The 12,315-nt window shown below is 53.1% G+C and carries 16 protein-coding genes and 2 pseudogenes; 10 read left to right on the plus strand and 8 right to left on the minus strand.

Going from position 1 to position 12,315, the window contains the following annotated elements; all coding sequences use genetic code 11:
• The first annotated feature begins 376 nt into the window (after window positions 1-376).
• Both CD000_RS13220 and CD000_RS13225 read left to right on the plus strand, forming a co-directional pair.
• Complete coding sequence (locus CD000_RS13220; RefSeq protein ID WP_096226296.1) at window positions 377-1,405, plus strand: glutamate synthase; 1,029 nt, start codon at window positions 377-379, stop codon at window positions 1,403-1,405.
• Between the two features lie 115 nt (window positions 1,406-1,520).
• Window positions 1,521-2,600, plus strand: a complete 1,080-nt coding sequence (locus CD000_RS13225) for an FUSC family protein (protein WP_096225828.1) — start codon at window positions 1,521-1,523, stop codon at window positions 2,598-2,600.
• A 13-nt stretch (window positions 2,601-2,613) separates the two neighbouring features.
• On the opposite strand, the pseudogene CD000_RS13230 reads toward CD000_RS13225, so the two are convergent.
• From CD000_RS13230 to fabL, 5 genes and pseudogenes are all read right to left on the minus strand, one after another.
• Window positions 2,614-2,760: pseudogene (locus tag CD000_RS13230) on the minus strand (ABC transporter permease); the annotation flags it as partial.
• Between the two features lie 155 nt (window positions 2,761-2,915).
• Window positions 2,916-3,449, minus strand: a complete 534-nt coding sequence (gene ntdP, locus CD000_RS13235) for a nucleoside tri-diphosphate phosphatase (RefSeq protein WP_011229972.1) — start codon at window positions 3,447-3,449, stop codon at window positions 2,916-2,918.
• A gap of 134 nt (window positions 3,450-3,583) precedes the next feature.
• Entirely contained in the window at window positions 3,584-3,793 is a 210-nt protein-coding gene (locus CD000_RS13240) for a YgaB family protein (protein ID WP_011229971.1), read from the minus strand.
• A gap of 227 nt (window positions 3,794-4,020) precedes the next feature.
• Window positions 4,021-4,212, minus strand: coding sequence for a gamma-type small acid-soluble spore protein (locus CD000_RS13245; RefSeq protein WP_011229970.1), 192 nt, complete (start codon window positions 4,210-4,212; stop codon window positions 4,021-4,023).
• A 58-nt stretch (window positions 4,213-4,270) separates the two neighbouring features.
• Window positions 4,271-5,020, minus strand: coding sequence for an enoyl-[acyl-carrier-protein] reductase FabL (fabL, locus tag CD000_RS13250; RefSeq protein ID WP_096225829.1), 750 nt, complete (start codon window positions 5,018-5,020; stop codon window positions 4,271-4,273).
• Window positions 5,021-5,080: 60 nt separating this feature from the next.
• On the opposite strand from fabL, the gene CD000_RS13255 reads away from it, so the two are divergent.
• The gene (locus CD000_RS13255; protein ID WP_011229968.1) at window positions 5,081-5,305 is read left to right on the plus strand and encodes a hypothetical protein; all 225 of its coding nucleotides are present in this window, start codon (window positions 5,081-5,083) and stop codon (window positions 5,303-5,305) included.
• On the opposite strand, the gene mutY is transcribed toward CD000_RS13255, so the two are convergent.
• On the minus strand, window positions 5,302-6,402 hold the full coding sequence (mutY, locus tag CD000_RS13260; protein ID WP_096225830.1) for an A/G-specific adenine glycosylase: 1,101 nt from the start codon (window positions 6,400-6,402) through the stop codon (window positions 5,302-5,304). The genes CD000_RS13255 and mutY overlap by 4 nt on opposite strands.
• An 88-nt stretch (window positions 6,403-6,490) precedes the next feature.
• Between mutY and CD000_RS13265 the strand changes: the two are divergent.
• The 5 genes and pseudogenes from CD000_RS13265 to CD000_RS13285 form a co-directional block, all read left to right on the plus strand.
• Window positions 6,491-6,796 (plus strand): annotated as a pseudogene (locus CD000_RS13265) (molybdopterin dinucleotide binding domain-containing protein); the annotation flags it as partial.
• Window positions 6,789-7,277 (plus strand): helical membrane plugin domain-containing protein, encoded by a 489-nt coding sequence (locus CD000_RS13270; protein WP_096225831.1) that lies wholly within the window; start codon window positions 6,789-6,791, stop codon window positions 7,275-7,277. The pseudogene CD000_RS13265 and the gene CD000_RS13270, both read left to right, overlap by 8 nt.
• Window positions 7,278-7,525: 248 nt before the next feature.
• A complete protein-coding gene (locus CD000_RS13275) occupies window positions 7,526-8,509 on the plus strand; it encodes a metal-dependent hydrolase (RefSeq protein WP_096225832.1) in 984 nt (327 codons plus the stop codon).
• 107 nt (window positions 8,510-8,616) lie between these two features.
• On the plus strand, window positions 8,617-8,778 hold the full coding sequence (locus CD000_RS13280; RefSeq protein WP_011229959.1) for a small, acid-soluble spore protein K: 162 nt from the start codon (window positions 8,617-8,619) through the stop codon (window positions 8,776-8,778).
• A 67-nt stretch (window positions 8,779-8,845) separates the two neighbouring features.
• Window positions 8,846-9,007: a YpzG family protein gene (locus CD000_RS13285; RefSeq protein ID WP_011229958.1), complete on the plus strand. Its 162-nt coding sequence runs from the start codon at window positions 8,846-8,848 to the stop codon at window positions 9,005-9,007.
• 75 nt (window positions 9,008-9,082) lie between these two features.
• On the opposite strand, the gene CD000_RS13290 is transcribed toward CD000_RS13285, so the two are convergent.
• Window positions 9,083-9,424: a YfhH family protein gene (locus CD000_RS13290; protein ID WP_025949110.1), complete on the minus strand. Its 342-nt coding sequence runs from the start codon at window positions 9,422-9,424 to the stop codon at window positions 9,083-9,085.
• 169 nt (window positions 9,425-9,593) lie between these two features.
• Window positions 9,594-10,403, minus strand: coding sequence for a recombination regulator RecX (recX, locus tag CD000_RS13295; protein WP_096225833.1), 810 nt, complete (start codon window positions 10,401-10,403; stop codon window positions 9,594-9,596).
• Between the two features lie 93 nt (window positions 10,404-10,496).
• Between recX and CD000_RS13300 the strand changes: the two genes are divergently transcribed.
• Window positions 10,497-11,414 (plus strand): TIGR01777 family oxidoreductase, encoded by a 918-nt coding sequence (locus tag CD000_RS13300; protein ID WP_096225834.1) that lies wholly within the window; start codon window positions 10,497-10,499, stop codon window positions 11,412-11,414.
• A gap of 244 nt (window positions 11,415-11,658) precedes the next feature.
• A complete protein-coding gene (locus CD000_RS13305; protein ID WP_096225835.1) occupies window positions 11,659-12,213 on the plus strand; it encodes a GNAT family N-acetyltransferase in 555 nt (184 codons plus the stop codon).
• Window positions 12,214-12,315: the final 102 nt, after the last annotated feature.

Raw genomic sequence — 12,315 nt, forward strand, 5'->3', positions numbered from 1 at the left:
TACAATCCGACGTTGTACATGTTCTTGGCAATATGGCACAGTTCTCGAAGAGTCAAGTATTCTTCTTTGGTCAAACCATTTAGCTGTTGTTTGATACAAAAATACATGTTTTCACCTCCCATCTAACTATATTATACTATATTTTACTGAATCTATCCTATTTTCAGCAAAATATAGTTAAGGCGATTCATCTCCCACTTACTCCGCTTCGCTTCGTTGAAGTGGGAGTCTTCTCGCCTAATTAAGATAAACACCAAATTCTGAAAATTAAGACTCGCATTTTTCATCCGGCAAGCAGTGGAGGAGGTGACCGGCGCCGAGGGGAGAACGCCCTCCCGACCGCGCCTAAGTATACATGGAGCAACGTACATATCGTTTGGCAAACGAAGCGAACCAGCGCGGCGCCCTGTTGTTGGCGGCAGTGGAAAAGCGGAACATCCCGACCAACGAACATGTCCAAGCTGTCCTTCAGGCGCTTGCCCAATGGGGCGCAAAAGGAAACGCTGCGATTCAGCTGGACATCCCGCGCAAACTATGGATGGAAAAACTCGCGAATGCTGGACAAAATCCGGAAATTGCAACAAACAGCTATTTCACCGTCGGTCATATACACGTTGCGCCTTCCGCTGACGCTGAGCGGGTTCGGGCGCACCTTCGTCAATTGTGCAAACAGTTTGGCTTCATTCTTCTGTTCGAAACCATCCGGCCATCCGCAGATGAAAGCGCCTTGTTTTGGCAAATCGCCATGCTGCCAGGCGATGTATTTTCGTTATCAGACCGCTTGTTTCGACTGACGGCCGCTATGGAACGCGAGCCGCACGTCCGCGTTGCTTCGCTCGGCCACACTCATGTGATCTATCAAGCATATACACTGGCTGATTTGTTGCGCGAACCGGATATATCCCATCCGTTTTTCGCCTCAGCCGCTTTGTTCGCCTATGCCAATGGGGCGGAGTCTTTCTTTTGCCATCAGCGGCTCGGTTCAGCCGGCATGCTTGTCCATTGCGGGGAAATGTCTGTTGGCGCTTTGGAAACGCTCATTTACGACCACGGTTACAGCCTGCTCGAGGCAGCCGGAGCTGCCTTTTGGCCCGACACGGCCAAACGACACAGCTTGCCGTCTATCGGACAGCTGCCGGCATGTTTGGCCGCCAGCTTCGAACAAGAAGCCGTATGGGTCGCCGGAACAGCCGGAGCGCTTTGGAAAACGGATGATTCCTCCCGTGTATTCATCGCCTCTCGTCCGCAGGGCGGCCATGCTGAACCGCTCGCTCCCGGCCAGCCGCTGGCGCTCATCCGTTCCACAACGGGGCGAACCCAATGGCTGAATGGCGACCATTTCCTCCAAGAGATGGCAATCCGCCTCTCCAATCGGCGCGATGCACATGCTCCGATCGCCTTTTGATCCTTCACGCCCTGCTGATTTCGGCAGGGCGTTATATTTTTTCCTTGCACTCATATCTAAAAGTGTGTATAGTACTGAATGGTCTACGAAAATGGAAAAGGAGAGGTTTCCATAGATGAAGCTCGGTGCCCGCATTTTCAGAACGGGGATCGCGGTGGCGCTCGCCTTGTTTTTGGCGGCGCTCTTTCACTTTCCGTCACCGGTGTTCGCCGGCATTTCCGCTGTATTTGCCATGCAGCCAACCATTTATCGCTCATATTTGTCACTCATCGAACAAGTGCAGGCGAACGTGATCGGCGCCTTGTTCGCGATTGCGGCGGTTCTTATCCTCGGCCGCGACCCGCTGGTCGTCGGCTTGACGCTCATGGTTGTGATCGCTCTTTGCCTAAAAATGCGCCTTGAATCGTCGACAATTTCCGTGGCGCTTGTCACCGTCATTGCCATTATGGAATACACGGACCGCCAATTTATCGAATTTGCGGCCATCCGCTTTTTAACGATTATGTTCGGCATTTTCGCCGCCTTTCTTGTCAACTTGATTTTCTTGCCGCCAAAGTATGAAAAGAAATTGTACGAAAAAATTCGCGATGAGACGGAAGCAATTTTGAAATGGATTCGCCTTTGTCAACAGCAGGCGGCCGATCATCATCACTTAAAGGACGAGATCGAAACGTTGCACGAGGAAATGACGAAACTGGAGCACTTGTATTTAATGTATAAAGAAGAACGCACCTATTTTCGACGCCAACGCTTCCAAAAGTCGCGCAAGCTTGTGCTGTACCGGCAAATGATCGCCTCAGCCGACCGGGCGCTGTCCGTATTAAAATGGCTCCACCGCCTTGAGAATGAGTTGGGCCGCCTGTCCGACCCGTTTCGCCATGCCATCTGCCTGCACCTTGGCAGCCTGGTTGGGTATCACGAGCAAATGTTGCTGAAGTTTGTCCATCAAGCAAAGCCGCTTCCCCATCACATGTGGGCAGAAGGCATCGATCGCGAACGGGGGCAGCTCGCTTCCATGATTTACGCCGACGGGCAGCCACCTTCCGATTACCGCCTATTTTCGTTACTCGGCGCCATCATTGATTATGGAGACCGGCTTGAGCATTTAGACAAGTTAATTGATAGTTTTCACCATTACCATTACGATGACGAATTGGCCAAACAGCTCGAAAAGTCGGCAGGCGGCCGCTCCTAGCAGGCCGCCTGTCTCAATTTTTCATCCGCGGGTCAAGCGCGTCGCGCAGCCCGTCGCCCATTAAGTTAAAGCCAAGCACCGTCAGCATGATCGCCAATCCAGGGAAAATCATCGTCCACGGTGCTTGGGTCAAGAAGTCTTTGGCATCAGACAACATTTTCTTAATATTTTTGCTTACTACTGCAACTGCTGGATCGTCAACAAATGATAATAGCTTCCTCCCTTTTCCATCAGTTCCTCATGCGCGCCTCTTTCGACAAAAAAAGCAGAAAAAACCTGCCAGCGATGCCGAACAGGCTTTTTTCATGCCGCTATTTACGTTTGGTACGCCTGAAACACTCCGTACCATTTGTCGATGAACTCGGGCGCAAACGGCCCTTTCCGCTCCTTAATCCAGCCGATCAGTTTTTGAACGTTGTTTTTTAAAATGCGGTCGATCACATCGGGATAGTGCATTTCGCGGCGATGCCGCTCATACTCATCTTCATCCAGCAGCATGTACGTCATATCGGGAAACACTTTAATATCCAAATCATAATCGATGTACTTCAGCGCTTCTTCATCCCAAACGAACGGCGAGCTTAAATTGCAATAGTAGTACACCCCGTCCTCACGAATCATGGCGATAATGTTAAACCAATGCTTAGCATGAAAAAAACAAATCGCCGGTTCGCGCGTCACCCACGTCCGGCCGTCCGCTTCCATGACGAGTGTTTTGTTATTGCCGCCGATCACATACGATGGCGTCCCTTTTAATACGACCGTTTCCTGCCAAATCCGGTGAATCGTCCCATTATGTTTGTAGCTATGGATTTGAATGATTTTCCCTTCCCGAGGGTAAACTGGCATCATTCTTCCCTACTTTCCGATGGGAGCTTCTTCGTTATATTATACCCTGTTCCTTTTGCAAAAGGAAAGAAAAGCAGGCCGCCTTACTGAGGAAAAGGCAACTGGCGCGTTGGCTCAAGGACGCAGCCTGTCCGTCAGACACCGGGTGCCATCTGCCCTAAAAATGCGCGGCGGATGGCTTCCACCTCCCGTTTCATTTGCCGCACTTCCTCGCGCAAGGCGGCGGTCGGCGCTTCACGTTCAAGTTCATCCAACTGGCGGGTGATCTCCTCGCAACGCTCCATCTCCTGTTGCAAAAACAGCGCCTCGTCGCCTACATTCGTCCATGCGTGCTCCATCGCCATTCCGTTCTCCCTTCCCCTTTGCCGTGTGATTTCCTTTCATCATTTCGCGCCCGCACCCACAAATCCCTTTCACTAATCTTGTAAAGAGATGACAGCTTTTGTCGACAAAAAAAGCAGAGGCGCGCCGCCCCTGCTTTTTCCTTCCATCTTCGGCCTATCGCCTGCGCTCTTGTAGCAACATACGCCGTCGTCACAACCGCCAGGCGTCAGCCATGGATGATCGTTGGTTATTGATTGACATTTTGCGCTTTGCGGGCTTCCGCTTGCGCATTTTGTTGTTTTACGTGTTGCACATTCGTCTCAGCCGCAAATTCCGTCGCAAATTGGCCAGCTTGAGCGGCTTGAGCCGATTGGGCATTTTGTTGTCTTACTTCTTGAATGTTTGTGCCAGCTGCTGTTTTGTTCGGTTGTTTGGCCATTGTTCTCACCTCCACGTGCTTTACTATGCCCCGGGGGTGATCGTTCTATCCGCTGACGTTACAAAAGTAAAGATCTTCCACCATCGACAATGATCGTCTGCCCGCGAATCATCTCGGCTGCATCCGAGAGCAAAAACAAAACCGCGTTGACGATATCATCGGGTTTGACCGGGCGGCCAGCCGGCGTGTTCGCAGCCGCGTCGGCGAGCAGCTCTTCACGGTTCGGGAAGTGCTTCAGCGCATCGGTATCGACCGCCCCGCCGGAAACGGCGTTGACGGCGATGTTTTTCGGCGCCAGCTCGACAGCTAAGTAGCGGGTCAGCGCTTCCAGAGCGGCTTTCGAGACGCCGACCGCCGTATAGTTTTCCAAATAGCGGATCGACCCAAGCGAGCTGATGCTCACAATTTTCCCGCCGCCAACCCGCTCCATCCGTTTCGCCGCTTCTTGGGCGCAAAAGAGAAGCGCTTTGCTGTTGATGTTCATCGTCCAGTTCCAATGCGTTTCCTCAAGTTCCAGCGCCGGGCGCAGCACGCCGGAGGCAGCGTTGTTCACGAGCACGTCGACCCGTCCGAACACCTCATCGATTTGGGCAAACATGGCGTGAATTTTCTCAACGTCGCCGACGTTCGCTTTGACGACGAGCGCTTTTCTCCCGAGCGCTTCAATTTCGCGCGCCGTTTCTTCGGCAGCTGTTTTACTGCGGGCGTAGTTGACCACGATATCGTATCCTTCCTTGGCCAGCCGCAAGGCGATCGCTTTGCCAATGCCGCGGCTGCTGCCGGTGACCACTGCTACTTTTCCGCTCATGTTTTTCACTCCTTATACATATAATATAGCCGAATTCCATAGATGAGGGAGGGGCTGCCTATGTACGTCGGCCGCGATATGACTGAGCTGTCGATGATTCCGAAAACGGAATGGACCGATGACGAACTCGCTTATTTTCATCATTCGTTCCAACAAATCGCTCCATATTTAAACGTCGAAGGGCAGACGATTCACCGTGAAATCATCGAGGAAATCGAAGCGCGCGGCGGCCTTGGGCGCCGTGAAGCAACGTATACACACGGCACGATGCCGGTGCCTGATTAATCGGGGCGGCGTACTCCGCCCGCCCATTCTTTATATTCGCGCCAAACACGTTGATGGGACACCGGAAAGGCGTACGCTTCGAGCTCATCTTCAGACACAAGCCGAAAAGGCTCCTTGATGGACTCGCTGCTGATCAGGCGGCCGGGAAACACGGTCAACTGCCAGACTAAATGGGAAAACGCATGCTCAAACGAAACGATCGGTTCTGTAAGCTCTACTTGCAAACCGTATTGCTCCCCAACCATTTGCTCGAGCTTCTCTTTTCCATCTGCACCGTCCGTTTCGCAGCTGGGGAACTCCCATAAATTCGCAAGCAAACCGGTGTTGTCGCGCTTGCGAATGAGAACGCGGCCTTCATCATCGGCCAGCACCGCTACTGCGAGCGGCACTTGTTTGACCGCTGTTTTTTTCGTTTTCACCGGCAGCTCTTCCGCCACCCCTTCGGCGAACGCTTGGCAGTAGACTTGCACCGGACAAAGAAGGCACGACGGGCGGCGCGGTGTGCAAACAAGAGCGCCAAGCTCAATCAGCGCCTCGTTAAACGCTCCCGGGTTTTCGTACGCCATAATTTCGCGGACGATTTGTTCAAATCGTTTTCTCGTCGACGGTTTGGCAATATCGTCTGTCACGAGAAACAGACGCGACAAGACACGCATTACGTTGCCGTCAACAGCCGGCTCCGGGACGCCATAAGCGAGGCTCAACACCGCCCCGACCGTATACGGTCCGACTCCTTTCAGCCTAGAAAATTCATCTGGATCGTCCGGCACTTTGCCGCCATAGCGCGTTTTCACTTCTTTCACCGCCGCGTGCAAATTGCGCACGCGCGAGTAATAGCCGAGCCCTTCCCACGCCTTCAGCACCTCGTCCTCATCAGCGTCAGCAAGCGCCTCCAGCGTCGGAAATTGCTCAATAAACTTTTCGAAATACGGAATGACCGTCTCGACGCGCGTTTGCTGCAGCATCACTTCCGACACCCATACTTTATATGGGTCGCGGCCTTTCCGCCACGGCAGGTCGCGGCGCTCGCGGGCGAACCAGTCAAGCAAATCGCGCTGAAACTCGCGCGCTGGAAATCGCTCTGTTTCTCTTGTCACTCAACGTTTCCCCCATGATGCCTATGATCCATATCCACCTTATTATATCAAAAAACCCCCGGCGTGGCTTGCCGCACGCCGAGGGGGCGTGCTCGTCACCGATCGAGTCAGAGGCAATGAACTGTTCTTGCCGATGCACTCCACAGCCAATGAGAGCGCCATTAACATGCTGACCGGCCCACAAACCGACCATCGCACGAACACGCCGGCTTACAAACAAGCCCGAGTGCACATGGAAGTCATTGAACGGTCCGACAAGACGCCGCTGCCGCGCACAAATCCGCGCTTTAAAAAGCGGCATCCGCAAAACGGCGTCGAGGTGGAGCGGAAGTGGCGGCGAAGCGACTACGTGCCGCTCACCGAGGAAAACAAGGGGGTGACGGTCGGTGGCTAAACCGATTACCGCCATTCAAAAACGCCGCGTCACAGAAGAGGAAAAACGGGCCGAAGCGCTCGCCAAGCTGAAAGCCGCCGTCGGCGACAGCGAAGAGGCGGTCCGCGAGCTCTTGGCGTTCATCGAGCAGCTCCATGAAAGCGGCCTGCTCGAAGCGGCCAACGCCTTGTTAAAAGCGCGGGAAGACGTGGCGAAAATCGTCGTCGGCCAGCTCAACCAAAAACCGGTGACAACGATGATCAACCATGCGTTCGCCATAGCTGGCCTTGTTGCTTCACTTGATCCGGAGAAAACGGCGAAACTGCTTGAGCACATCGCCGCCGGCGCCATGGAGGCGTACGAACAGACAGCTGTTGAGACGAAAAAGATCGGGCTGTTTGACCTGTTGAAGGCGCTGAACGATCCTGATGTCAACCGCGCCATTCGCTTTTTCCTGTCCGCGCTTAAAGCGATTGGCCAGCGGCTTGGAGCTGACAACTGAAACCTCTTCTTCCAAAACCAACAGCGTCCTGTGCAAAAGCAGGGCGCTGTTTTGTTTGCCAAAATACCATCCGCTGCCGGCTTGCGTCGGCCATGAATTTTAGTGATTCCGCCCCTCCCCGGCTGTCGGCGTCGTATGATACAATATCCATACCGTTGTTTGCCCCAGCTGGACAAGAGAATGGTTATTGGCCCGACCCCGGGCGGGATATACTAACAAACGACGCTGACAAAGGAGGCGCCTTCACGTTGGATACAGGCACACATGTTTTGATGGGGGTGGCGCTCGGCAGTCTTGCCTCTCTCGATCCCGCCATTGCCCATGACCCGTTTTTATCCCATGCCGTATTGATTGGCACGCTCGCCGGATCACAGGCACCCGATATCGATACGATTTTAAAGTTGCGCAATAACGCCAAATATATTCGCAACCATCGCGGCATCACCCATTCGATTCCCGCCGTCGTTCTTTGGCCGTTGCTCATCGTCAGCGTGATGGCTGCCATCTATCCGAAAACGGATTGGCTTCGCGTTTGGCTTTGGACGTTTGTTGCCGTCGCCTTGCACGTATTTGTTGACATTTTTAACTCTTACGGAACCCAGGCGTTGCGTCCGTTTACAAAAAAATGGATCGCCCTTGGCGTGATTCATACGTTTGATCCGGTCATTTTTGGGCTTCATTTGGTCGGCGTCGGCGGCTTGTTTCTCGGCGCCCATCCCGGTTATACGTTTCTTGTCGTCTACGTGCTTATCGCTGCGTATTATGGGCTTCGCTTCCGCCAGCAGGCCAACATCAAACGGCTCGTGCACGCCTCGATCGCCGGGGTGACCGAGATCATCACCGTACCGACATGGCGGCCGCGCGAATGGCATTTAGCCATTTCAACCTGCGACAAATTTTACGTCGCCCGCGTCAAACGCGGCGAGCTCATCATCCTTGACCGCTTCCAAAAGCGTGCGCTTCCCGACCATCCGGTGATGAACGCCGCCAAACGCGACGAAAATATCGCCGCTTTCTTATCTTTTTCCCCGGTTTACCGTTGGGAAATGAACGAATACGATGATTACTACGAAGTGCGCTTTACTGATTTACGCTATCGAAGCAAAGGGTATTACCCGTTTGTCGCTGTCGTCCAGCTCGACCGCGATCTCAATATTGTCAGCTCATACACCGGCTGGATTTTCAGCGAAGGCAAACTGCGCAAAAAGCTCGAACTTGCTCCAAACGGCTGATGGGCTCCGCCCCAATCATTGCCACACATAAGCGCTACAGGGTGTCCCATAATAAAAATACGTGTTGGCCATCCAACACGAGCACGCCGTTAAGGAGGGAATGTGCCGTGCGGAACAAAGCGCACAACTTCCCGAACCAAAACAACAACAAGCTCGAAGGCGAACCGCGCGCCAAGGCCGAGTACGCCTCGAAGCGGGCCGACGGCACGACCAACACCCACCCGCAAGAACGGATGCGCGCCTCCGGCGAACGAAGCGATTTCTTTTAACATGAAGGGGGAGCGCGGCATCGTTCGCCGCACTCCCCCGGCACATTCCGCAGCGAGGTGAACAATCATGGGTCACCATCGGCACAAAAAATTTTATGACAACTTTTATTCGAACCCGTTTCAGCAGCCGTGGGCCAATCCAAAACACGCCCACTCGCAAGTGAACGGCGAAACGCAGCAAACGCTTGACCTCATCATTTTAGAGCGGCAGACGCGCAAGCAGTCGTAGCGGAACAACCTAGGGAGACACCCTCCCTAGGTTTTTAGGCTCTCTTTCCGTCCGACTGTGAACTTGTCCCGCCCGTCATGATTGAGGCAAATTCGGTTTACGAAGCAGTGAAATCGGCAGCGCCTCCTCCTCTCCGTTTCCTTTCAACCGCCATCCCCAGGCAAACACTCCTTTTAAATAGCGGACTTTAAAATACTCTCCAGGCGCCCCTTCCATTTCATAAATCTCCCCAGGATGAAAATCAGCTGGATTAAGCATATACGCCTTCGCCATGGCGATTTTCCGCTCGTAGACGGCGTATTCGTTCACCATCCCCATCTGCTCCGCCTTGCGTGCCTTTTCCGTCAACATGGCGATTTCTTGTTGCAGTTCTTCTTTCGTCATTTCGCTGTACCGTTTTTGTTCTCCTTTGATCATAGGCAAGCCTCCTTTTTGAGCATTCCCGATGGATCGTTTTCATCCACATGGAACTCGGCAAAGGGCTCAGAACATCTCTTGATTTATAGAACTGAAACGATTTTGTGATCAACATTCAACGACAAAACTGATAATATCCCCTAATTTTTTCAAATCCTTTCATTCGAGATCACTCGTCATTACCGTGCATGCGCAGCCATTCATTGATCAAGTCAAGTGCGAATCCTTTTCGGTACAGGGCTTGGCGCATCTTTTGCTCATAAAGCGGCCGCGGGTGGTGCGCATAACGGCGGTGCGCTTTCTCCGCCTGAACACTGAGCGCCTCCCGTTCTTCTTGTTCAGTATGAGCGCCGCCATCCGCCAAAACGGCGGCAATCACCTCATGTGGAAACCCTTTGCGCATCAGCTGCTGCCGCACCCGTTCCAAAAACGCGCGAGCCGATTCATCCCGGCGCTGTTTTTTCGCTTTTTCGTAAAGCGAGCGGGCGATGGCCATCTGTTCATCCAACGTATACTCCGCCAAACTCTGCTCGATCAAGCGGTCGGGAACGCCGAGCCGTTCCAGTTCGGCGCGCACAAGAAGCGGCCCTTTCGCCGCCGTCTTTTTTTGCGTGCGCACATAAGCGGCGGCAAACGCCTCGTCACCGACATACCGCTCGGCGCGAAGTTTTTTGAGCACTTCATCAATCACCGAATCCGGAGCGCCTTTTTTTCGCAAGTGTGCGGCGACCTCATGCTCCGAACGCATCCGGTGCGCCAAAAAGTAAAGCGCCTGTTGATACGCCTTTTTCACCTCATCGGCATACACAATATGTTGAAGCAGGTCGTCGCTGATCTCCATCCCTTTTTTCAAGCGGAATTGAAGCAATACATCTTGATCAACTGTCAATCTCAACGATGGTGCGCCGTCACGGTGCACGACAATCCAAAATCGTTCAGCATTTTGTTCGGTTGCGGCAATGTCGGCAATCGTTCCCATTGTTTGTCCCCCTTATCTTTTATCGTATCATAAGCAGGAACTTCTGACACCAAAAGCGAAGTCATAAAATAAACCAATGGAAGAGGAATCAAGATGCGCATCGCCATCAACGGCGGCACTGGGCTGATCGGCCAGGCGCTCGCCCGCCATTTTTCCAAGCAAGGACATGAGATTTACATTTTCACCCGCTCTCCCAAACCTTCCGAAGGCAGCATTCATTATCTTTCCTTCGACAACGACCGAAAGCCTGAAGTTGTCGATGTCGCCATTAATTTAGCCGGGGAGCCGCTCAATCGAAAACGTTGGACGGCGAAGCAAAAAGAGATCATCCTTGACAGCCGCCTTCGATCCACCGAAGCGATGGGCCGCTGCATCGATTCACTGTCCCGCCCCCCGTCGTTGTTTATCAACGCCAGCGCCATCGGCATTTACGGCACTTCGGACTCCGCAACATTTACCGAACAAACGACCGATTACGGCGGCGACTTTCTAGCCCAGACCGTCCAAGCATGGGAAGCATCGGCCCGTCCGATTGAGCAGCTTGGCATTCGCACCGTCTACGCTCGCTTTGGCGTCGTGTTTGCCCGACATGGCGGCGCCTTGCCGATGATGATCAAGCCGTACCGGCTGTTTGTCGGCGGCCCAATCGGCAGCGGACGGCAATGGCTGTCGTGGATTCATCTTGAAGACGTCGTGCGCGCAGTCTCGTACATCATCGAACACGAGGAATTGTCCGGCCCGATCAATTTCACCGCTCCCCATCCTGTGCAAATGGACGAGTTCGGCCGCACAGTCTCTCGTCTTCTTCGCCGTCCGCATTGGTTTCCGGTTCCCGCCTGGGCACTTCGCCCTGTCCTCGGTGAAATGAGCATGCTCGTTGCTGATGGGCAGCGCGTCATCCCGGAAAAGCTGTTGCAGGCCGGTTTTCGCTTTTCGTTTCCGACGTTGGAAGACTGTCTCACGGACCTGTTTTTTTCAGACGCTCGACAAAAAATATCCAAAAAAAATTAACAAAAAAGCAATTCCCTTTTTACACTTGATCGTGTATGATAAAAGAGACTTCAGGCCAGTTGTTGTTCATAACCGCATACTGACAAGAATGAGGGGAAGGCAAATGGTGCGCCACCAGCGCTCGCGCTGGTTCTAGTGGGTTCGATTCCCACCCCGAAATTTTTTTAACGATGTTTTTATAAAAAAATTTCGAGGGTGGTTTCCCGCTAGGAGGCTGCCCTCGGGACTAAAGGAGGGATTGGCCATGCTGAAAAAACGCGAGCTGCAAGACTGTCATGCGCTGTACGAGCTGATGGTGCACCCGGATGTCTTCCCTTTTGTGCGCCAAAAAGCCGGCTCGTATGAGGAGTTTTTGTTCATGACGAAACAGCTCATCGAGGCGGAAGAACGAGGCGAGCTCATTTCGCGCACGATTTTGGACGAATGGGGAAACCCGATCGGCACGATCAGCCTCTTTGATATCCAAGATGGCGCCGGCTTTTTAGGAACGTGGCTTGGCAAACCGTATCACGGGCTCGGTTACAATCGGCGCGCCAAGGAAGCGTTTTTCCACGAACTGTTTTATGAGCTTTCCATCGAAACGGTGTTTTTGCGCATCCGCAAAGTCAATGTGCGCTCGATCAAAGCGACGGAAAAACTGCCGTACGTCACGCCGGCCAATGAAACGCGGCGGGCGCTGCTCGAGCAAATCGGCGCGGATGTATACAATTTGTACGAAATTACAAAAGACAACTACACGCTCTATACAATGCGCCATCCTTCCTTTGCCCACAATGAAGAACAGCGCAAAGAGGCATAAGCCGCGCAAGAGCGCATCTGATGCAAAAAGAGGCTGTCCAAACGGACATCCTCTTTTTTACGCATAAAAACGGCTGGTTTTGCGCAAAATGGAACTAAAGGA

Source organism: Geobacillus sp. FJAT-46040, from assembly GCF_002335725.1.
GTDB classification, from domain to species: domain Bacteria; phylum Bacillota; class Bacilli; order Bacillales; family Anoxybacillaceae; genus Geobacillus; species Geobacillus thermoleovorans.